Origin of the sequence: Variovorax ginsengisoli, assembly GCF_030486595.1 — a bacterium.
Classification (GTDB): domain Bacteria; phylum Pseudomonadota; class Gammaproteobacteria; order Burkholderiales; family Burkholderiaceae_C; genus Variovorax; species Variovorax ginsengisoli_B.
In genome coordinates this window covers 89207-109561 of sequence record NZ_JAUJZH010000014.1, presented here as the reverse complement: position 1 = coordinate 109561, position 20355 = coordinate 89207, and the positions used below count along the sequence as shown (strand labels likewise).

The window sequence follows — 20355 nt, the reverse complement described above, 5'->3', positions numbered from 1 at the left end:
GCCACTGACAAACCGAACGGAGAACACTCATGGCAACGATCACCGCAAGCATGGTTGGCGAACTGCGCGCAAAAACCGACGCCCCGATGATGGAGTGCAAGAAGGCCCTGACCGAGGCCGACGGCAACATGGACAAGGCCGAAGAGCTGCTGCGCATCAAGCTCGGCAACAAGGCTGGCAAGGCCTCGGGCCGCATCACGGCCGAAGGCGTGGTCACGGCCTTCGTCGACGGCGATGCCGGCGCGATGATCGAGATCAACTGCGAGACCGACTTCGTCACCAAGAACGACAGCTTCCTCGCGATGGCCAACGCCGCCGCCATGCTGGTCGCCAAGAACAATCCGGCCGACCTGGCCGCGCTGGGCGCCCTGGCCTACGAACAGGACGGCTTCGGCCCCACGCTCGAAGACGTGCGCAAGGGCCTGATCGGCAAGATCGGCGAGAACATGAGCTTCCGCCGCTTCAAGCGCTTCGCCGGCAACGGCAAGCTGGCGTCTTACCTGCACGGCACGCGCATCGGCGTGATGGTCGAGTTCGAAGGCGACGACACCTCGGCCAAGGATGTCGCGATGCACATCGCCGCCATGAAGCCGGTCGCGATCTCGGCATCGGACGTGCCCGCCGACCTGATCGAAAAGGAACGCGCGGTTGCCGCCGGCAAGGCCGAGGAAGACCGCAAGGTCGCCGAAGCCGCCGGCAAGCAGCCGCAGCCGGCCGACATCGTCGCCAAGCGCATCGAAGGCGGCGTGCAGAAGTACCTCAAGGAGGTCTCGCTGCACAACCAGCCTTTCGTCAAGAACGACAAGCAGACCGTCGAGCAGATGCTCAAGGCCGCCAGCACTTCGATCAAGGGCTTCACGCTCTACGTCGTCGGCGAAGGCATCGAGAAGAAGGTCGACGACTTCGCGGCCGAAGTGGCTGCGCAGGTCGCGGCCGCCAAAGCTGCGGCCTGAGTCACGCCGCAGGGCGGCAGCGCCGTGACGCGCTGCCGCTTTTTCACAGTCACGTCTTACACTCGCCCCCGCCAACTCCAAAGGATCCATCCATGTCAGAAGCCCGCCCAGCCCACAAGCGAATCTTGTTGAAGCTGTCGGGCGAGGCGCTGATGGGTGACGACGCCTTCGGCATCAACCGAGCGACCATCGTGCGCATGGTGGGCGAGGTGGCCGAGGTCGTGAACATGGGCGTCGAGGTCGCGGTCGTGATTGGCGGCGGCAACATCTTTCGCGGCGTCGCCGGCGGCTCCGTGGGCATGGACCGTGCCACGGCCGACTACATGGGGATGCTGGCCACGGTCATGAACGCGCTGGCGCTGGCCGACGCCATGAACAAGCAGGGCCTTATCGCCCGCGTGATGTCGGCCATCGCGATCGAGCAGGTGGTCGAGCCCTACGTGCGCCCCAAGGCCTTGCAGTACCTCGAAGAGGGCAAGGTCGTCATCTTCGCGGCCGGCACCGGCAACCCCTTCTTCACGACCGACACCGCCGCTGCGCTGCGCGGCGCCGAGATCGGCGCCGAACTGGTGCTCAAGGCGACCAAGGTCGACGGCGTCTACACCGCCGACCCCAAGAAGGACCCGGAAGCGACGCGCTACACCAACCTGAGCTTCGACGAAGCCATCGCACAAAACCTCGGCATCATGGACGCCACGGCTTTCGCGCTGTGCCGCGACCAGAACTTGCCGATCAAGGTGTTCTCGATCTTCAAGAACGGCGCCCTCAAGCGCGTCGTGATGGGCGAGGACGAAGGTACCCTCGTGCACGCTTGAGGAAATGAATCCATGACCACCATTGCAGAAATCCGCAGCGCGACCGACGCCAAGATGAACCAGTCGCTCGCCGCCTTCCAGAACAACCTGACCAAGATCCGCACCGGCCGTGCCAACCCGGCGCTGCTGGACTCGATCCATGTCGACTACTACGGCTCCGCCGTGCCGCTGTCGCAGGTGGCAAACGTGTCGCTGCTCGATTCCCGCACGATCAGCGTCCAGCCCTGGGAGAAGGGCATGGGCGCCAAGATCGAGAAGGCCATCCGCGAAAGCGACCTGGGCCTGAACCCGGCGTCGATGGGCGACCTGATCCGCGTCCCGCTGCCGCCGATGAGCGAAGAGCGCCGCAAGGAAATGACCAAGCTGGTGCGCAACGAAGGCGAGAGCGCCAAGATCGCGACCCGCAATCTGCGCCGCGACGCCAACGACGCGATCAAGAAGCTGGTCAAGGACAAGCTGGCCTCGGAAGACGACCAGAAGCGCGCCGAGACCGAGATCCAGAAGGTCACCGACCGCCATATCGCTGAAATCGACCGCTTGGTGACCGCCAAGGAAGCCGAGATCATGGCCGTCTGACATGAAGCAAGTCGCACCAGCGGTTCCCCATCACATCGCCATCGTCATGGATGGCAATGGCCGCTGGGCGACGCGCCGCTTCCTGCCGCGGGTGGCGGGGCACAAGCAGGGTGTCGAGTCCCTGCGGCGCTGCGTCAAGGCCTGCGCGGCACGCGACGTCCGGGTGCTGACCGTGTTCGCCTTCTCGTCCGAGAACTGGAACCGGCCGGTCGAGGAGGTGTCGGGCTTGATGGACCTCATGGTCGGCGCCCTGGGCCGCGAGGTGCCGAAGCTGAGCCAGGACGGGGTGCGGCTGCACTTCATCGGCGAGCGCGGCGGGCTGTCCGACAAGATGATCGCCGGGCTGGTGCAGGCCGAGACGGCGACCGCGCACAACAACCGGCTGGTGCTCAACGTCTGCTTCAACTATGGCGGCCGCTGGGATATCGCCCGCGCCGCGGCCCAGCTGGCGGCCCGCGGCGAGCCTCTGACCGAGGCCAACCTCGACGCCGCCATGGCGCTCGCCCATGTGCCCGACCCCGACCTGTTCATCCGCACCGGCGGCGAGCAGCGGCTGTCGAACTTCCTGCTCTGGCAGAGCGCCTACGCCGAGCTGTACTTCAGCGACAAGCTGTGGCCCGAGTTCGACGAGGCGGCGCTGGACGACGCCATCGCCGCCTTCCAGCGCCGGGAGCGCCGCTACGGACAGACCTCCGAGCAGCTCGGCGCGGCCGGCTCGCGCGACCAGCAGGCCGCCTGAGCGCATGCTCAAACAACGCATCATCACGGCGATCGTCCTGCTGGCGATCCTGCTGCCCGCGCTCTTCTACCCCTCGTACGTGCCCTTCGCCTGCGTGATGCTGGTGCTGATCGGCGCCGCCGCCTGGGAGTGGGGCCGCCTCAACGACTACGGCCCGCGCATGTCGCTGTTCCTCGGTGCCGAGATGGTGCTGCTGTGCGGGCTGTCCTGGTGGCTGGGCCTGCTGCAGGGCTCGCTGCTCGGCGTCTGGATCGTCGCCAGCGCCGCCTGGGTGCTCGGCGGCGCCGCGCTGCTGCGCGTGGCGGTGCCGGGATGGCCGCGGGTGCCCCGGGGCTTGCGCCTGGTCGGCGGATTGCTGGCGCTCTGGGTCGCCTGGCTGGCCGCGGTGCAGGCCCGCATGGTCGGCATCAACTTCCTGCTCTCGATCCTGGTGCTGGTCTGGGTCGCCGACGTCTTCGCCTATTTCACCGGCCGCGCCTTCGGGCTCAAGCTCACCCGCAGCAAGCTGGCCCCGACCATCAGTCCAGGCAAGAGCTGGGAGGGTGTCTGGGGCGGCATGGCCGGCGTGGTCGTGCTCGCGTTGGCCTGGGCCTGGAGCGACTCCGCCGCCCAGGCCGGCGTCGCCAGCCTCTACACCAGGCTGGCCGAGCGCGGCTGGTGGCTGCTGCTGATCGGGGCCGTCTTCATGGCGGCCATGAGCGTGGTCGGCGACCTGGTCGAGTCGCTGATCAAGCGCAGCGCGGGCGCCAAGGACAGCAGCGCCTTGCTGCCCGGCCACGGCGGCGTGCTCGACCGGATCGACGCGTTGTTGCCGACGCTGCCGATCGCCATGATGTTGGCCTTCCTATGAATTCAGTCAAACAACGCGTCACGGTGCTCGGTTCGACCGGCTCCGTCGGCGTCAGCACGCTCGACGTGATCGCGCGCCATCCCGGGCGCTTCGAGGTCTTCGCCTTGTCGGCGGCCACCAAGGTGGACGAACTGCTGGCCCAGTGCGTGCGCTTCTCGCCGCAGTTCGCGGTGATGGCGAGCGAGCCGCACGCCGCGCTGCTGGCCGAGAGGATCCGCCACAGCGGCTTGCCGACCCGGGTGCTGAGCGGCGCGGCCGCGATCGAGGAGATCGCCGCGCACCCGCAGACCGATGCCGTCATGGCCGCCATCGTCGGCGCCGCGGGCCTCGGGCCCTGCCTGGCGGCCGCGCGGGCCGGCAAGCGGCTGCTGCTCGCCAACAAGGAAGCGTTGGTGGTCGGCGGCGAGCTGTTCATGCGCACGGTGCACGAGGGCGGCGCCACGCTGCTGCCGATCGACAGCGAGCATTCGGCGATCTTCCAGTGCCTGCCCGAGGACCGCGCCACCTGGGCCGAACGGGTCGACCACGTGCTGCTGACCGCATCTGGCGGACCGTTCCGGCAGCGCGATCCGCGCACGCTGGCCGAGATCACGCCCGAGCAGGCCTGCGCGCATCCGAATTTCTCGATGGGGCGCAAGATCTCGGTCGACTCGGCCACCATGATGAACAAGGCGCTCGAGGTGATCGAGGCCCGCTGGCTGTTCGACCTGACGCCCGAGCAGGTCAAGGTGGTCATCCACCCGCAGCAGATCATCCACTCGATGGTGCAGTTCCAGGATTCGTCGGTGATCGCGCAACTCGGCACGCCCGACATGCGGGTCCCGATCGCCTGCGGCCTGGCCTGGCCGGAGCGCATCGAGAGCGGTGCCGGCAAGCTGGACTTCGCGTCGCTGGCGGCCTTGACCTTCGAAGCCGCCGACGAGGCGCGCTTTCCCGGGCTGCACCTGGCATGGCATGCACTTCGCGCCGCCCCGGGCACCACGGCGGTGCTGAACGCCGCCAACGAAGTGGCGGTCGAGGCCTTTCTCGAGCGCCGGCTGCGCTTCGACCGGATTCATGCGGTCAACCTGGAAACTTTGGAGCGCGTGCGGCCCTCCAAGCTCTCGTCGCTCGGGGATCTGCTGGCCCTCGACGCCAGTGCCCGGGACGCAGCCCGTGCCACGGCGCTTCGTTTCGCGACCTGACCCACCAACCCGGGGAACCCGATGCTCACAGTCGTTGCCTTCATCGTCGCCCTCGGCCTGCTCATCGCCGTGCACGAGTACGGCCACTATCGGGTCGCGGTGGCCTGCGGCGTCAAGGTGCTGCGCTTCTCGGTCGGGTTCGGCAAGACGCTTTATCGCTGGCAGCCCAAGCGCCAGCATCCGGGCCAGACCACCGAGTTCGTCATCGGCGCCTTCCCCCTGGGCGGCTACGTGAAGATGCTCGACGAACGCGAGGGCCCGGTGCCGGCCGAGGAGCGCCACCGCGCCTTCAACACCCAGCCATTGCGCTCGCGGGCCGCCATCGTGGCGGCCGGACCGATCGCCAACCTGCTGCTGGCGGTCGTGCTCTACACGCTGGTCAACTGGATCGGCGTCCAGGAGCCGGCCGCGACCCTGGCCCGGCCGGTCGCCGCATCGCTGGCCGAACAGGCCGGGCTGAAAGGCGGCGAACGCATCGCGCGGGCGGGCTTCGACGGCGAGCTCGACGCCGTCCAGTCCTTCGAAGACCTGCGCTGGCGCATGACCCGCGGCGCCCTCGATGGCCGCGACCTGACGCTCGAGATCGCGGGCGAGGGCGGGCGCCCGGCGCGCGAACTGGTGCTGCCTTTGAGCCGCATCGAGGCCAAGGATGCGGACGCTCAGATGTTCCGCAAGATCGGCCTCATCACGCCGATGACCCGCCCCGAGATCGGCGAGGTGATGCCCGACAGTGCCGCCGAGCGCGCGGGACTGCGCAATGGCGACGTGGTGCGCATGGTCGGCACGACGCCGATCGTCGATGGCCAGCAGTTGCGCGACATCATCCGGGCTTCGGTCGATGGCGGCCAGCCGCGCATGCAGACCTGGCAGGTCGAGCGCGGCGGCCAGTCGCTGCGCATCGATGTCACGCCCGAGCTGCGCGACGAAGCGAGCGGCAAGATCGGCCGCATCGGTGCCTATGTCGGCGCGCCGCCCGAGATGGTGCTGGTGCGCCAGGGCGTGGTCGACGGCGTCTGGCGCGGCGTGGTCCGCACCTGGGAGGTATCGGCGCTGACCGTGCGCATGATGGGCAAGATGGTCATCGGCGAGGCCTCGCTCAGGAATCTCAGCGGACCGCTCACGATCGCCGACTACGCCGGCAAGTCCGCCAGCCTCGGCTTGACGCAGTACATGGTGTTCCTGGCCCTCATCAGCGTGAGCCTGGGGGTGCTGAACCTCATGCCGCTGCCGGTCCTCGATGGTGGACACCTGATGTATTATCTTTGGGAGGGCCTGACCGGCAAGAGCGTCTCCGACGCCTGGATGGAAAGGTTTCAGCGCGGCGGTGTCGCGCTGCTGCTGGTCATGATGTCGATCGCACTCTTCAACGACGTCACGCGGCTCTTTGGTTAACTTTTCTGCCAGCCCTTTCCGGCCCTGGCGCAATTCACAGATGAACACAACAATCAGTCGCTTTCGCCTGCGCAGCGTTGCCGCGGTGGTGGCCAGCGCCCTGGCGGCCACGGCAGCCTGGGCGGTCGAGCCCTTCACCGTGCGCGACATTCGGGTCGAAGGCCTGCAGCGCGTCGAGCCGGGAACCATCTTCGCCTCGATGCCCTTGCGCGTGGGCGATATCTACAACGACGACCGCGGCTCGGCCGCGATCCGCGCGCTGTTCGACCTCGGCCTGTTCAAGGACGTGCGCATCGACGTCAACGGCAACGTGCTGGTGGTGATCGTCGAGGAGCGGCCGACCATCGCCGACGTCGACTTCGTCGGCACCAAGGAATTCGAGAAGGCGAACCTGCAGAAGGCCCTGCGCGAAGTCGGCCTCGCCGACGGCCGGCCCTACGACAAGGCGCTGGCCGACCGGGCCGAGCAGGAGCTCAAGCGCCAGTACGTGAGCCGCAGCCTTTACAACGCCCAGGTCGTGACCACGGTCACGCCGATCGAGCGCAACCGCGTCAACCTGACCTTCACCGTGACCGAAGGCGAGCCCGCGCGCATCCGCGAAGTGCACATCGCCGGCAACAAGGACTTCAGCGAATCGACCCTGCTGAGCCTGTTCGACCAGGACAGCGGCGGCTGGCTCAGCTGGTACACCAAGTCGAACCAGTATTCGCGCGCCAAGCTCAATGCCGACCTCGAGACGCTGCGTTCGTACTACCTGTCGCGCGGCTACCTCGAGTTCCGCATCGACTCGACGCAGGTCGCGATCTCGCCCGACCGGCAAGACCTCTCGGTCACGGTCAACATCAGCGAAGGCGAGAAGTTCGTGGTCTCCGGCGTGAAGCTCGACGGCAACTACCTCGGCCGCGAGGAAGAGTTCAAGACCTTGGTCACGATCAAGCCCGGCGAGCCGTACAACGCCGAGCAGGTCGCCCAGACCACGAAGGCCTTCTCAGACTACTTCGGCTCTTTCGGCTATGCCTTCGCCCGCGTGCAGGCCACGCCCGAGATCGACCGCACCACGAACCGGGTGGCGCTGACGCTCAAGGCCGAGCCCGAGCGCCGGGTCTACGTGCGCCGCGTGGCCGTGGGCGGCAACAATCGCACCCGCGACGAAGTGATCCGGCGCGAGTTCCGCCAGTACGAGGCCTCCTGGTACGACGGCGACAAGATCAAGCTGTCGCGCGACCGGGTCGACCGGCTCGGCTACTTCACCGAAGTCACGGTCGACACCCAGGAAGTTCCGGGCGTGCCCGACCAGGTCGACCTGACGGTCAACGTGATCGAAAAGCCGACCGGCTCGCTGCAGCTGGGCGCCGGTTTCTCGAGTGCCGACAAGGTCAGCCTGACCTTCGGCATCTCGCAGGAAAACGTGTTCGGCTCGGGCAACTACCTCGGTGTGCAGGTCAACACCAGCAAGTACAACCGCACGCTGTCCCTGGTGACGACCGATCCCTACTTCACCAAGGAGGGGATCTCGCGCACCTTCAGCCTCTACACCGCGACCACGCAGCCTTACTACGGCAACATCGACGGCAACTACAGGCTGACCACCGAGGGCGGGAACATCCGCTTCGGCGTGCCGTTCAGCGAACGCGACACGGTGTTCTTCGGCGCCGGCGTGGAGCGCTACCGCTTCGACCCGGGCACCTCGTTCGCCGGCTACGTGCCATTTTCGTACCAGCAGTACTTCGGCTGCATCGCGCCGAACGGCCAGTTGGGCGTGCTGTATTGCGGCAACCCCTCGGTCTCGGGGGTCCCGTTGTCGATCGGCTGGGCCCGCGACAATCGCGACAGCGCGCTGGTCCCGACCACCGGCGTGCTGCAGAGCGCCAACCTCGAGGTCGGCGTAGGGTCCGACATGAAGTACTACAAGGCCGGCTACAAGTACCAGCAGTACTTCCCGCTCAACAAGCAGTACACCTTCGCGATCAACGGCGACTTCGGCTACGCCGGCGCCTTCAGCGGCCAGCAGTTCCCGATCTTCAAGAACTACTACGCCGGCGGCCTGGGTTCGGTGCGCGGCTTCGAGCAGAACTCGCTCGGCCCGCGCGACATCCCGCTGTACGGCCAGACCGTAGGCGCGGCGCTGGGCGGCATCAAGAAGGCGATCTTCAACGCCGAACTGAGTACGCCGTTCCCGGGCGCCGGCAACGACCGCACCCTGCGTCTGTACGGCTTCATGGATGCCGGTAACGTGTTCGGCGACCGCACCCCCTGGTCGACCAACGCCCAATGGGATTCGATCAACAAGATCCGGGCGTCGGTGGGTCTGGGCATCAGCTGGATTTCGCCTCTCGGGCCGCTGCGGATCGCCTATGCCTTCCCGGTCGTCTACGAGAAGGGGGATGTCGCCCAGCAGATCCCGGAGGATAGAATTCAACGCCTGCAATTCCAGATCGGAACGACTTTCTAATGACTCCACTGCTTCGTGCCGCCGGTGCGCTGCTTGTTCCTGTCTTCATGGCGGCGGGGCTGCCGGCTGCCCATGCGCAGGAAACCTTCCGCATCGGATTCGTCAATCCTGACCGGGTGCTGCGCGAGGCGCAGCCGGCGAAAGCCGCCCAGGCCAAGCTCGAGGCCGAGTTCCTCAAGCGCGAAAAGGATCTGACGGCGCAGGGCGCGGCATTGAAGGCGGCTTCCGAGCAGTTCGAGCGCGAGGCTTCGACCTTGTCCGAGAGCCAGCGCGTGACCCGCCAGCGGCAACTGGTCGATCAGGATCGCGACTTTCAGCGTCGCCGTCGCGAATTCCAGGAAGATCTGAACGCACGCAAGAATGAAGAGCTGCAGCAGGTCTACGAGCGCGCCAACCGTGTGGTCAAGCAGGTCGCCGAGGCCGAGAAGTACGACGCCATCCTCCAGGAGGCGATCTACATCAACCCCAAGCACGACATCACCGAAAAGGTGATCAAGGCGCTCAACGCCTCGAGCAACACGCCCACCAACACGTCGGCCAATGGGTCGACCCCGGCCGGCGGCAAGTAGCGCCGCGAAAACGGCGTGGCACTGCGGCTAGGCGCAATCGTCGAGGCCCTCGGAGGCGATCTCCAGGGCGATCCTGGGCTGTCGATCGAGCGGCTGTCGCCGCTGGCGACGGCCGAGGGCGATGCGATCGCCTTCCTGAGCCATCCCAAGTACCAGAAGGAACTCGCAGCCTCCCGGGCCGCCTGCGTGATCGTGGCCCCGGCGATGCGCGAAGCCGCCGCCGCGCGCGGCGCCTTCATCGAGACGCCCGATCCCTATCTCTATTTCGCCCGCCTGACCCAGCTCTGGAAGAAGGCCCATGCCCGGCCCGAGGCCCAGCGCATCCACCCCAGTGCGGTGATCGACCCCGAAGCCGTCATCGACCCCAGCGCCCGGGTCGGCGCGCTGTGCGTGGTCGAGCGCGGGGCCCGCATCGGGGCCGATACGGTGCTCAAGTCAGGTGTCACCGTGAGCGAGGACTGCGTCATCGGCGCCCGCTGCCTGCTGCATCCGGGCGTGGTGATCGGCGCCGACGGCTTCGGACTCGCGCCCCACGAGGGGGCCTGGGTCAAGATCGAGCAACTGGGCGCGGTGCGCATCGGCGACGATGTCGAGATCGGCGCCAACACCTGCATCGATCGCGGCGCCCTCGGGGACACCGTGATCGAGGACGGCGTCAAGCTCGACAACCTGATCCAGATCGGCCACAACGTGCGCATCGGCAAGCACACCGCGATGGCCGGCTGCGCCGCGGTGGCGGGCAGCGCCACCATCGGCGCCCACTGCACCTTCGGCGGCCGGGCCGGCGTGCTCGGGCACCTGACGATCGCCGACCACGTGAACATCTCGTCGAACTCGCTGGTGACGCGCTCCATCCACAAGCCCGGCCACTACACCGGCGTGTTTCCCATCGACGACAATGCGACCTGGGAGAAAAACGCTGCCACGCTCAAGCAACTGCACAGTCTGCGGGAGCGCCTCAAGGCGCTGGAAAAAATGACGATGCAGGACAAGAAATCATGACGACGCTCGATATCCATCAAATCCTCAAGCTGCTGCCTCACCGATACCCGTTCCTACTGGTGGACCGCGTGCTCGAGATGGAAAAGGGCAAGCGCATCACGGCACTCAAGAACGTGACCATGAACGAGCCCTTCTTCAACGGCCACTTCCCGCATCGCCCGGTGATGCCGGGGGTGCTGATGCTCGAGGCCATGGCACAGGCGGCGGCGCTGCTGTCCTTCCATTCGCTGGACATCGTGCCCGACGACAACACGGTCTACTACTTCGCCGCCATCGACGGCGCCCGTTTCAAGCGGCCGGTCGAGCCCGGCGACCAGCTCACGCTGGAGGTCGAGATCGAGCGCATGAAGGCCGGCATCTCCAAGTTCAAGGGGCGCGCGCTGGTCGGTGCCGAACTGGCCTGCGAAGCGACACTGATGTGCGCGATGCGCCAGATCAACTGATCCTGCCGGCATGACCCTGATTCATTCGACGGCGATCGTCGATCCGCAGGCCGAACTCGACCCGACGGTCAGCGTCGGTCCCTACGCCGTGATCGGCCCGCACGTTCGGGTCGGCGCCGGCACCACGATCGGCGCTCACTGCGTGATCGAGGGCAGGACCACCATCGGCCGCGACAACCGGATCTTCCAGTTCGCATCGCTGGGCGCGGTGCCGCAAGACAAGAAATACGCCGGCGAACCCACGCGACTGGTCATCGGCGATCGCAACGTGATCCGTGAGTTCTGCACCTTCAACATCGGCGTGCCGGGGGCAGGCGGCGTCACGCGGGTGGGCAACGACAACTGGATCATGGCCTACACGCACATCGCGCATGACTGCCGTGTCGATGACCACACCACGCTCGCCAACAACACGACCCTGGCCGGCCACGTGCACCTGGCCGACTGGGTGACGGTGGGCGGGCTGACCGGCATCCACCAGTTCGTGTCGGTCGGGGCCCATGCGATGCTCGGTTTTGCCAGCGCGGTCACGCAGGACGTGCCGCCCTTCATGCTGGTGGACGGCAATCCGCTCGCCGTGCGCGGGTTCAACGTGGTCGGCTTGCGCCGCCGGGAGTTCTCGCCGGCCCGGATCGCGGCGGTCAAGCAGATGCACCGCCTGTTGTACCGGCAGGGCAAGACGCTGGACGAGGCGCGCGCCGCGATCGAGGCGCTGGCTGCCGAAACGCCCGAATCGGCGCCCGACGTCGCGCTGATGAGCGAATTTCTCGCCGGCGCCACGCGCGGCATCGCGCGCTGAGTCGTCGCATGCCTGAAACGCAGCGGCAGTTTTCGCTGGTCGCCGGCGAGGCTTCGGGCGACCTGCTGGCGGGCCTGATGCTCGATGGCCTGCAGGCGCGCTGGCCCGCGATGAAGGCCGTCGGCATCGGCGGACCCCAGATGCTCTCGCGCGGTTTCGAAAGCTGGTGGCCGCAGGAGAAGCTCGCCGTCAGCGGCTACGTCGAAGTGCTGCGGCACTACGCCGAGATCGCCGGCATCCGGCGCCAGTTGCGGGCCCGGCTGCTGCGCGAGCGGCCCGAGATCTTCATCGGTGTCGACGCGCCCGATTTCAATCTCGATCTCGAAGCCGGCCTGCGCGAGCGCGGCATCAAGACCGCGCATTTCGTCTGTCCCTCGATCTGGGCCTGGCGGCCGGAGCGGGTCGTCAAGCTGCGCGCGGCCGCCGACCACGTGCTGTGCATCTTCCCGTTCGAGCCGGCCTTGCTCGAGCAGCACGGGATTGCTGCCACCTACGTGGGCCATCCGCTGGCCAAGGTGATCCCGATGACGCCCGATCGCGCGGCCGCGCGCAAGGCGCTCGGGCTCGACCCGGACGCCGAGGTGGTCGCCATCCTGCCCGGCAGCCGGCGCTCGGAAGTGCGCCAGCTGGCGCCCATGTTCTTCGCCGCCGCCGCGCTCATGCTGAAGGCGCGGCCCGGGCTGCACTTCATCTGCCCGGTGTTGCCGAACCTGCGCCCGGAGATGGAGCAGGTCCTGGGCGCCAGCGAACTGGCCGGCCGCGTGACCCTGCTCGACCGCCAGTCCCATGCCGCGCTGGCGGCTTGCGACGTCACGCTGATCGCCAGCGGCACGGCGACCCTCGAGGCGGCGCTGTTCAAGCGCCCCATGGTGATCTCCTACCGCGTGAACTCGCTGACCTGGCGGCTGGTGATGCAGCGCAAGCAGCTGCAGCCGTGGGTCGGCCTTCCCAACATCCTCAGCGGCGAGTTCGTGGTGCCCGAAATCCTCCAGGACGCCGCCACGCCCGAGGCGCTGGCCGAGGCGACGCTGGCCTGGCTGGCTTCACCGGACAAGGTTCACGCCTTGCAACAACGTTTTTGCGCGATGCATGCCGAATTGCTGCGCGATACGCCGACACTGTGCGCCGATGCGATCCAGAAAGTTCTTGCACGCTGAGCAGGCGACGCTGGTCTGGGACGGTCCCGGCCTCATGGCCGGGGTCGACGAGGCTGGCCGTGGTCCGCTGGCCGGGCCGGTGGTGGCGGCGGCCGTCATCCTCGACGACCTGCGGCCGATCCGTGGCCTGGCCGATTCCAAGACGCTCACGGCCCGACAGCGCGAGCGCCTGCACGACCAGATCCTGGCCAAGGCGCTGTGCTGCTCGGTGGCCCAAGCCAGCGTCGAGGAGATCGACACCCACAACATCCTGCAGGCGACGATGCTGGCGATGCGGCGCGCGGTCGAGGGGCTGCGGCTGAAGCCGGTCAAGGTGCTGGTCGACGGCAACCGGCTGCCGACGCTCAACGTGCTGGCCGAAGCCATCGTGAAGGGCGACGCCCGGGTCAAGGCGATCTCGGCTGCCTCGATCCTGGCCAAGGTGCACCGCGACCGGCTGTGCGAGGACCTGCACGCCGAATTTCCGCACTACGGCTTCGCCGGCCACAAGGGCTACGGCACGCCCGAGCACCTCGATGCGCTGCTGCGCCACGGGGCCTGCGTGCATCACCGCAAGTCGTTCAGCCCGGTCGCCGCAGCGCTGGCGCGCGGGTCCGCGCCGGCCGAGGCCATGGCCGGCTTCGAGGGAGACCTTCGATGAGCGTCGACGAGGTCAGCCACGTCACGTCGAAGGACAACCCGCTGCTCAAGGAATTGCGCAAGCTGGCGCACGACCCCGGCGCCTACCGCAAGGCCGGCCGGATCTGGCTCGAAGGCGATCACCTGTGCCGGGCGGCCCGCGAGCGCGGCGTGCGGCCGGCGGTGGCCGTGTTTGCCGAATCGCTCTGGCCCGCGGCGCGCCACGAATGGGCCGGCGCCGCGCCGAAGACGGTGGTGCTGGCCGATGCCTTGCTGGCGGGCGTCAGCGGGCTCGAATCGCCGGCGCCGATGGGTTTCGTGCTCGACCTGCCGGCCCGGCCCGCGGTCGCGCGGAGGTCTCCCACCGTGGTGCTCGATCGGTTGCAGGATGCCGGCAACGTGGGCTCGATCCTGCGCAGCGCCGCCGCCTTCGGCTTTGCGCAGGTCATCGCGCTCAAGGGCACGGCGGCGCTGTGGGCGCCCAAGGTGCTGCGCGCCGGCATGGGGGCGCATTTCGGCCTGCGGCTGATCGAAGGGGTCGAGACCGAGGTTCTCGATGCGCTCGAAGTGCCGATGGTCGCCACCAGCTCGCACCGCGGCGACTGGCTGCACCGGGCCGAACTGCCATTTCCCTGCGCCTGGCTGATGGGGCATGAAGGGCAGGGCGTGTCGGCTGCCCTGGAGGCGAGGGCGGCGCGCCATGTCCGCATCGCCCAGCCGGGTGGCGAAGAGTCGCTCAACGTCGCCGCTGCGGCGGCGATCTGCTTGTATGCAAGTGCTGCTGGAGCAGATTCCAGGGCCGCGGGCCGGCTATAATCAAGGGCTTTCCCGCTCACACCCCGCCCACAGCGCACGCAAGCCAACTCCTCGACGAAGGTCGCAGCCCAAAGTCTTTCTTGGGTTCGCTTTGGGCGTCATCCATCCGGAGATCCCAGTGCTTTTGTCTCTCAAGGGAAAATTCCCGCCCGCCATCCTGGCGCTTGCAGACGGCACGGTCTTTCTCGGCAACTCGATCGGCGCCACCGGCGCCACGACCGGCGAAGTGGTGTTCAACACCGCCATGACCGGTTACCAGGAAATCCTGACCGACCCGAGCTATTGCCAGCAGATCGTGACCCTCACGTATCCGCACATCGGCAACTACGGCGTCAACGAGGAAGACATCGAGTCCGAGAAAATCCATGCCGCCGGCCTGATCATCAAGGACCTGCCGCTGGTCGCATCCAACTTCCGCAAGACCGCGACGCTGAGCGACTACCTGGTGCGCGGCAAGACGGTCGCCATCGCCGACATCGACACCCGCAAGCTGACCCGCCACCTGCGCACAAACGGGGCCCAGAACGGCTGCATCCTGGGGCTGGCCGAAGGCGAGCAGGTCACGCAGGCCCTGATCGACAAGGCCGTGGCCGCCGCCAAGGTCGCGCCGAGCATGGCCGGCCTCGACCTCGCCAAGGTGGTGTCGGTCAAGGAAACCTACGAGTGGACCCAGACCGAGTGGAAGCTGGGCTCGGGCTACGGCGTGCAGATCACGCCCAAGTTCCACGTCGTGGCCTTCGACTACGGCGTCAAGAAGAACATCCTGCGCATGATCGCGCAGCGCGGCGCGCGCATCACCGTGGTGCCGGCCCAGACCCCCGCGGCCGACGTGCTCAAGCTGCGCCCCGACGGCATCTTCCTGGCCAACGGCCCGGGCGACCCGGAGCCCTGCGACTACGCGATCTCGGCGGTCAAGGAACTGATCGAGACCGGCATCCCGACCTTCGGCATCTGCCTGGGCCACCAGATCATGGCGCTGGCCTCGGGTGCCAAGACCTTCAAGATGAAGTTCGGCCACCATGGCGCCAACCATCCCGTGAAGGACCTGGACAACGGCCGCGTCAGCATCACCAGCCAGAACCACGGCTTCGCGGTCGACGAGAAAACCCTGCCGGCCAACCTGCGTCCGACCCACATCAGCCTGTTCGACAACACGCTGCAGGGCCTGGCGCGCACCGACCGCCCGGCCTTCTGCTTCCAGGGCCACCCCGAGGCCTCGCCCGGCCCGCATGACATCGGCTACCTGTTCGACCGCTTCACGGCACTCATGCAAAGTCACAAAGAAGGACAGAAGAATGCCTAAGCGCACAGACCTGAAAAGCATCCTCATCATCGGCGCCGGCCCGATCATCATCGGCCAGGCCTGCGAATTCGACTACTCCGGCGTGCAGGCCTGCAAGGCGCTGCGCGAGGAGGGCTACAAGGTCATCCTGATCAACAGCAACCCGGCGACGATCATGACCGACCCGGCCACGGCCGACGTCATCTACATCGAGCCGATCAGCTGGCAGACGGTCGAGAAGATCATCGCCAAGGAGCGTCCCGACGCGATCCTGCCGACCATGGGCGGCCAGACCGCGCTCAACTGCGCGCTCGACCTGTGGCGCAACGGCGTGCTCGACAAGTACAAGGTCGAGCTGATCGGCGCCACGCCCGAGGCCATCGACAAGGCCGAGGACCGGCTGAAGTTCAAGGACGCGATGACCAAGATCGGTCTCGGTTCGGCCCGTTCGGGCATCGCGCACTCGATGGACGAGGCCTGGGCCGTCCAGAAGAGCGTTGGCTTCCCGACCGTGATCCGCCCCAGCTTCACGCTCGGCGGCACCGGCGGCGGCATCGCCTACAACCCCGAAGAGTTCGAGATCATCTGCAAGCGCGGCCTCGAAGCCTCGCCCACCAACGAGCTGCTGATCGAAGAGTCGCTGCTCGGCTGGAAAGAGTACGAGATGGAAGTCGTGCGCGACAAGGCCGACAACTGCATCATCGTCTGCTCGATCGAGAACCTCGACCCGATGGGCGTGCACACCGGCGACTCGATCACCGTGGCGCCGGCCCAGACCCTGTCCGACAAGGAATACCAGATTCTCCGCAACGCCTCGCTGGCGGTCCTGCGCGAGATCGGCGTCGACACCGGCGGCTCGAACGTGCAGTTCTCGATCAACCCGAAGGACGGCCGGATGGTCGTCATCGAGATGAACCCCCGCGTCTCGCGTTCGTCCGCGCTGGCCTCCAAGGCGACCGGCTTCCCGATCGCCAAGGTCGCGGCCAAGCTGGCCGTCGGCTACACGCTCGACGAGCTGCGCAACGAAATCACGGGCGGCGCCACGCCGGCCAGCTTCGAGCCCAGCATCGATTACGTCGTCACCAAGATCCCGCGCTTCGCCTTCGAGAAATTCCCGCAGGCCGATTCGCGCCTGACGACCCAGATGAAGTCGGTCGGCGAGGTGATGGCGATGGGCCGTACCTTCCAGGAATCCTTCCAGAAGGCCCTGCGCGGACTCGAAGTCGGCGTCGACGGCCTGAACGAGAAGACGCAAGACCGCGAAGTGCTCGAGAAGGAACTCGGCGAGCCCGGCCCCGACCGCATCTGGTACGTCGGCGACGCCTTCGCGATGGGCCTGAGCGTCGACGAGGTGTTCGCGCTCACCAAGATCGATCCCTGGTTCCTGGTGCAGATCGAGGAGATCGTGAAGATCGAGCTCGAACTCGAAACCAAGTCGCTGGCCGACATCGACAAGGCGACCCTGCTCGCGCTCAAGAAGAAGGGCTTCTCCGACCGCCGCCTGGCGCGCCAGCTGAAGACCACCGACACCGCGGTCCGCGAGAAGCGCCGCGCGCTCGGCGTGCGCCCGGTCTACAAGCGGGTCGACACCTGCGCGGCCGAGTTCGCGACCAACACCGCCTACATGTACTCGACCTACGAGGACGAGTGCGAGGCCGCGCCCACCGACAAGAAGAAGATCATGGTGCTCGGCGGCGGCCCGAATCGCATCGGCCAGGGCATCGAGTTCGACTACTGCTGCGTGCATGCGGCGCTGGCGATGCGCGAGGACGGCTACGAGACCATCATGGTCAACTGCAACCCCGAGACCGTCTCGACCGACTACGACACCAGCGACCGGCTCTACTTCGAGCCGCTGACGCTCGAGGACGTGCTGGAGATCGTCGACAAGGAAAAGCCGACCGGCGTGATCGTGCAGTACGGCGGCCAGACCCCGCTCAAGCTCGCGCTCGACCTGGAAGCCAACGGCGTGCCGATCATCGGCACCAGCCCCGACATGATCGACGCCGCCGAAGACCGCGAGCGCTTCCAGAAGCTGCTGCACGAGCTCGGCCTGCGCCAGCCGCCGAACGCCACCGCGCGCACCGAGCCGGAAGCGCTCGAGAAGGCCGCGGCGCTGGGCTACCCGCTGGTGGTGCGCCCGAGCTACGTGCTCGGCGGCCGGGCGATGGAGATCGTCCACGAGCAGCGCGACCTCGAGCGCTACATGCGCGAGGCGGTCAAGGTCAGCAACGATTCGCCGGTGCTGCTCGACCGCTTCCTCAACGACGCGGTCGAATGCGACGTCGACTGCCTGCGCGATGCCGAAGGCACGACCCTGATCGGCGGCGTGATGGAGCACATCGAGCAGGCCGGCGTCCACTCGGGCGACTCCGCCTGTTCGCTGCCGCCCTACAGCCTGAAGGCCGAGACCGTGGCCGAGCTCAAGCGCCAGAGCGCCGCGATGGCCAAGGCCCTGAACGTGGTCGGGCTCATGAACGTCCAGTTCGCGATCCAGGAAAAGGACGGCCAGGACGTGATCTACGTCCTCGAGGTCAATCCGCGCGCTTCGCGCACCGTGCCCTACGTGAGCAAGGCGACCGGCATCCAGCTGGCCAAGGTCGCGGCGCGCTGCATGGCCGGCCAGTCGCTGAAGTCGCAGGGTGTCACCAAGGAAGTCACGCCGCCGTACTTCAGCGTCAAGGAGGCCGTGTTCCCGTTCGTCAAGTTCCCGGGTGTCGACACCATCCTCGGCCCCGAGATGAAGTCCACCGGCGAAGTGATGGGCGTGGGCAAGACCTTCGGCGAGGCCTTCGTGAAGTCGCAGATCGGCGCCGGCACCATCCTGCCGAAGTCGGGCAAGGTGTTCGTGTCGGTCAAGAACAACGACAAGGCACGTGCCGTCGAGGTAGCACGCGGCCTGGCCAAGCTGGGCTTCGAGCTGATCGCGACCAAGGGCACGGCGGCGGCGATCAACGCCGCGGGCATCGCCTGCGCGGTGGTCAACAAGGTGACCGAAGGCCGCCCCCACATCGTCGACATGATCAAGAACAACGAGATTGCGCTGGTCATCAACACGGTCGAAGAGCGCCGCAACGCGATCGCCGATTCGCGCCAGATCCGCACCTCGGCGCTGCTGGCCCGCGTGACCACCTTCACCACGATCTTCGGCGCCGAAGCAGCGGTCGAAGGGATGCAGCACATGGACGAGCTGGGTGTCATTTCGATCCAGGAAATGCACGCGCAGCTGGCCTGATCGAGCGCAAGGTCTTGCCGGCGGGATGGCCGCAGAATAAGGTCGAAGGAGACTTTGCATGGAGAACCAACTCGTCGAGCTCGGGCTGAGCGACTGGGGCGCGGCCACGCCGAACGAGGCGTGGATCGCGGCGCTCGAGGCCGGCAAGGTGCTGTACTTTCCGCAGCTCGGCTTCCGGTTGCAACCCGAAGAGCAGGCGCTGCTGACGCCGGCCGTGCTGTCGCCCGACGTGCGCAACATCAGCCTGGACGCCACCGGCCGGATCAAGGGCGTGGCCGGCGACGAGGCGCGGCAACAGGCGGTGGCCGCCATGGTCGGGCGCTTCCGGACCCAGGCGCAGGCCTTGATCCACGGCCTGCTGCCGCACTACGTGCCGGCCCTGCGCCTGGCGCCGACCAGCTACCGGCCGGCGCAGGTCGAGACGCGCGTGCAGTCGTGGCGCGCCGACGATCGCCGCCTGCACGTGGATTCGTTTCCGTCGCGCCCCAACTACGGCGAGCGCATCCTGCGTGTGTTCACCAACGTCAATCCGCAGGGGGCGCCGCGGGTCTGGCGAGTCGGCGAGCCGTTCGAGGCGGTCGCCGCGCGCTTCCTGCCGCGTGCCAAGCCCTATTCGCGCTGGCAGGCAAAGCTGCTGCGCGCGCTGCGAGTGACCAAGTCGCTGCGCAGCGAGTACGACCACCTGATGCTGCAGCTGCACGACGGCATGAAGTCCGACCTGGACTACCAGGAAAAGTGCGAGCAGCAGACCGTGCCGTTTCCGGCCGGATCGGTGTGGGTCTGTTTTTCGGACCAGACCTCGCATGCCGTGATGTCGGGCCAGTACATGCTCGAGCAGACCCTGCATCTGCCCGCCGCAAGGCAATACAATCCTGATTCCAGCCCGCTCGCGATCCTGAGCCGGCTGACCGGACGCACGCTCGTCTGAACTTTTTTCTCCCATCGACCGCCGAACGGCAGCGTTCGGCGGTTTCGCTTTCTGGAGCAACGAAATGGCCACCATCCCGATCACCAAACGCGGCGCCGAGAAGCTGCGCGAAGAACTGCAACGGCTCAAGACGGTCGACCGTCCGTGGGTCATCAACTCGATCGCCGAGGCCCGGGCCCAGGGCGACCTGAGCGAAAACGCCGAATACGAGGCCGCCAAGGACCGCCAGGGCTTCATCGAGGGCCGGATCCAGGACATCGAGGGCAAGCTGTCGGCGGCCCAGGTCATCGATCCGACCGCGCTCGATGCCGGCGGCAAGGTGGTCTTCGGCTCGACGGTCGAACTCGAGGACGAGAAGACCGGCGAGGCGCTCAAGTACCAGATCGTCGGCGAGGACGAGGCCGACCTCAAGCTCGGGCTGATCAATGTCTCCAGCCCGATCGCGCGGGCGCTGATCGGCAAGGAAGAGGGCGACACCGCCGAGGTGCAGGCCCCTGGCGGCATCAAGCGCTACGAGATCGTCGCCGTCAGCTACCTCTGAGCGG

General features: G+C 67.2%; 19 protein-coding genes. All 19 read left to right on the top strand.

Annotated features, from left to right (window positions below; translation table 11 throughout):
• Nucleotides 1–29: 29 nt before the first annotated feature.
• The 19 genes from tsf to greA all read left to right on the top strand — a co-directional run bounded on the left by tsf (nt 30) and on the right by greA (nt 20351).
• On the top strand, nt 30–953 hold the full coding sequence (gene tsf, locus QZH52_RS19720) for a translation elongation factor Ts (protein WP_286522364.1): 924 nt from the start codon (nt 30–32) through the stop codon (nt 951–953).
• 92 nt (nt 954–1045) lie between these two features.
• Nucleotides 1046–1768: a UMP kinase gene (gene pyrH, locus QZH52_RS19715; RefSeq protein ID WP_286522363.1), complete on the top strand. Its 723-nt coding sequence runs from the start codon at nt 1046–1048 to the stop codon at nt 1766–1768.
• A gap of 12 nt (nt 1769–1780) precedes the next feature.
• Nucleotides 1781–2344: a ribosome recycling factor gene (frr, locus tag QZH52_RS19710; RefSeq protein WP_286522362.1), complete on the top strand. Its 564-nt coding sequence runs from the start codon at nt 1781–1783 to the stop codon at nt 2342–2344.
• A 1-nt stretch (nt 2345) separates the two neighbouring features.
• Complete coding sequence (uppS, locus tag QZH52_RS19705) at nt 2346–3083, top strand: polyprenyl diphosphate synthase (RefSeq protein ID WP_301812237.1); 738 nt, start codon at nt 2346–2348, stop codon at nt 3081–3083.
• Nucleotides 3084–3087: 4 nt separating this feature from the next.
• Nucleotides 3088–3933 (top strand): phosphatidate cytidylyltransferase, encoded by an 846-nt coding sequence (locus tag QZH52_RS19700; protein ID WP_301812235.1) that lies wholly within the window; start codon nt 3088–3090, stop codon nt 3931–3933.
• Nucleotides 3930–5117 (top strand): 1-deoxy-D-xylulose-5-phosphate reductoisomerase, encoded by a 1188-nt coding sequence (ispC, locus tag QZH52_RS19695; protein ID WP_301812234.1) that lies wholly within the window; start codon nt 3930–3932, stop codon nt 5115–5117. The genes QZH52_RS19700 and ispC overlap by 4 nt, the downstream gene beginning before the upstream one ends.
• Before the next feature lie 21 nt (nt 5118–5138).
• Nucleotides 5139–6509, top strand: a complete 1371-nt coding sequence (rseP, locus tag QZH52_RS19690; protein ID WP_301812231.1) for an RIP metalloprotease RseP — start codon at nt 5139–5141, stop codon at nt 6507–6509.
• A 40-nt stretch (nt 6510–6549) separates the two neighbouring features.
• On the top strand, nt 6550–8961 hold the full coding sequence (bamA, locus tag QZH52_RS19685) for an outer membrane protein assembly factor BamA (RefSeq protein WP_301812229.1): 2412 nt from the start codon (nt 6550–6552) through the stop codon (nt 8959–8961).
• Entirely contained in the window at nt 8961–9530 is a 570-nt protein-coding gene (locus QZH52_RS19680) for an OmpH/Skp family outer membrane protein (protein ID WP_286522356.1), read from the top strand. The genes bamA and QZH52_RS19680 overlap by 1 nt, the downstream gene beginning before the upstream one ends.
• Nucleotides 9531–9545: 15 nt before the next feature.
• Nucleotides 9546–10532 (top strand): UDP-3-O-(3-hydroxymyristoyl)glucosamine N-acyltransferase, encoded by a 987-nt coding sequence (gene lpxD / locus QZH52_RS19675; protein WP_301812227.1) that lies wholly within the window; start codon nt 9546–9548, stop codon nt 10530–10532.
• Nucleotides 10529–10975 carry a 3-hydroxyacyl-ACP dehydratase FabZ gene (fabZ, locus tag QZH52_RS19670; protein ID WP_286522354.1) on the top strand — a complete coding sequence of 149 codons (447 nt, stop codon included), beginning with the start codon at nt 10529–10531 and terminating at the stop codon, nt 10973–10975. Before lpxD ends, fabZ begins: the two co-directional genes overlap by 4 nt.
• Nucleotides 10976–10985: 10 nt before the next feature.
• Nucleotides 10986–11774 (top strand): acyl-ACP--UDP-N-acetylglucosamine O-acyltransferase, encoded by a 789-nt coding sequence (gene lpxA, locus QZH52_RS19665; RefSeq protein WP_301812225.1) that lies wholly within the window; start codon nt 10986–10988, stop codon nt 11772–11774.
• An 8-nt stretch (nt 11775–11782) separates the two neighbouring features.
• On the top strand, nt 11783–12931 hold the full coding sequence (lpxB, locus tag QZH52_RS19660; RefSeq protein WP_301812223.1) for a lipid-A-disaccharide synthase: 1149 nt from the start codon (nt 11783–11785) through the stop codon (nt 12929–12931).
• The gene (gene rnhB / locus QZH52_RS19655) at nt 12903–13571 is read left to right on the top strand and encodes a ribonuclease HII (protein WP_301812221.1); all 669 of its coding nucleotides are present in this window, start codon (nt 12903–12905) and stop codon (nt 13569–13571) included. The genes lpxB and rnhB overlap by 29 nt, the downstream gene beginning before the upstream one ends.
• Nucleotides 13568–14365, top strand: a complete 798-nt coding sequence (locus QZH52_RS19650; RefSeq protein WP_301812219.1) for a TrmH family RNA methyltransferase — start codon at nt 13568–13570, stop codon at nt 14363–14365. Before rnhB ends, QZH52_RS19650 begins: the two co-directional genes overlap by 4 nt.
• Before the next feature lie 118 nt (nt 14366–14483).
• Complete coding sequence (gene carA, locus QZH52_RS19645) at nt 14484–15668, top strand: glutamine-hydrolyzing carbamoyl-phosphate synthase small subunit (protein WP_301812218.1); 1185 nt, start codon at nt 14484–14486, stop codon at nt 15666–15668.
• Nucleotides 15661–18882 carry a carbamoyl-phosphate synthase large subunit gene (carB, locus tag QZH52_RS19640; protein WP_286531724.1) on the top strand — a complete coding sequence of 1074 codons (3222 nt, stop codon included), beginning with the start codon at nt 15661–15663 and terminating at the stop codon, nt 18880–18882. Before carA ends, carB begins: the two co-directional genes overlap by 8 nt.
• 58 nt (nt 18883–18940) lie before the next feature.
• Complete coding sequence (kdoO, locus tag QZH52_RS19635; protein ID WP_301812215.1) at nt 18941–19810, top strand: Kdo hydroxylase KdoO; 870 nt, start codon at nt 18941–18943, stop codon at nt 19808–19810.
• Nucleotides 19811–19874: 64 nt separating this feature from the next.
• On the top strand, nt 19875–20351 hold the full coding sequence (gene greA / locus QZH52_RS19630) for a transcription elongation factor GreA (RefSeq protein WP_286531726.1): 477 nt from the start codon (nt 19875–19877) through the stop codon (nt 20349–20351).
• Nucleotides 20352–20355: the final 4 nt, after the last annotated feature.

What these genes read in the sequence shown, in the direction of transcription:
- rseP (WP_301812231.1), top strand. Translation starts at nt 5,139, where the DNA reads ATGCTCACAGTCGTTGCCTTCATCGTCGCCCTCGGCCTGCTCATCGCC.
- ispC (WP_301812234.1), top strand. Translation starts at nt 3,930, where the DNA reads ATGAATTCAGTCAAACAACGCGTCACGGTGCTCGGTTCGACCGGCTCC.
- frr (WP_286522362.1), top strand. Translation starts at nt 1,781, where the DNA reads ATGACCACCATTGCAGAAATCCGCAGCGCGACCGACGCCAAGATGAAC.
- fabZ (WP_286522354.1), top strand. Translation starts at nt 10,529, where the DNA reads ATGACGACGCTCGATATCCATCAAATCCTCAAGCTGCTGCCTCACCGA.
- bamA (WP_301812229.1), top strand. Translation starts at nt 6,550, where the DNA reads ATGAACACAACAATCAGTCGCTTTCGCCTGCGCAGCGTTGCCGCGGTG.
- uppS (WP_301812237.1), top strand. Translation starts at nt 2,346, where the DNA reads ATGAAGCAAGTCGCACCAGCGGTTCCCCATCACATCGCCATCGTCATG.
- carB (WP_286531724.1), top strand. Translation starts at nt 15,661, where the DNA reads ATGCCTAAGCGCACAGACCTGAAAAGCATCCTCATCATCGGCGCCGGC.
- tsf (WP_286522364.1), top strand. Translation starts at nt 30, where the DNA reads ATGGCAACGATCACCGCAAGCATGGTTGGCGAACTGCGCGCAAAAACC.
- pyrH (WP_286522363.1), top strand. Translation starts at nt 1,046, where the DNA reads ATGTCAGAAGCCCGCCCAGCCCACAAGCGAATCTTGTTGAAGCTGTCG.
- QZH52_RS19650 (WP_301812219.1), top strand. Translation starts at nt 13,568, where the DNA reads ATGAGCGTCGACGAGGTCAGCCACGTCACGTCGAAGGACAACCCGCTG.
- kdoO (WP_301812215.1), top strand. Translation starts at nt 18,941, where the DNA reads ATGGAGAACCAACTCGTCGAGCTCGGGCTGAGCGACTGGGGCGCGGCC.
- QZH52_RS19680 (WP_286522356.1), top strand. Translation starts at nt 8,961, where the DNA reads ATGACTCCACTGCTTCGTGCCGCCGGTGCGCTGCTTGTTCCTGTCTTC.
- lpxA (WP_301812225.1), top strand. Translation starts at nt 10,986, where the DNA reads ATGACCCTGATTCATTCGACGGCGATCGTCGATCCGCAGGCCGAACTC.
- greA (WP_286531726.1), top strand. Translation starts at nt 19,875, where the DNA reads ATGGCCACCATCCCGATCACCAAACGCGGCGCCGAGAAGCTGCGCGAA.
- QZH52_RS19700 (WP_301812235.1), top strand. Translation starts at nt 3,088, where the DNA reads ATGCTCAAACAACGCATCATCACGGCGATCGTCCTGCTGGCGATCCTG.
- lpxB (WP_301812223.1), top strand. Translation starts at nt 11,783, where the DNA reads ATGCCTGAAACGCAGCGGCAGTTTTCGCTGGTCGCCGGCGAGGCTTCG.
- rnhB (WP_301812221.1), top strand. Translation starts at nt 12,903, where the DNA reads ATGCGATCCAGAAAGTTCTTGCACGCTGAGCAGGCGACGCTGGTCTGG.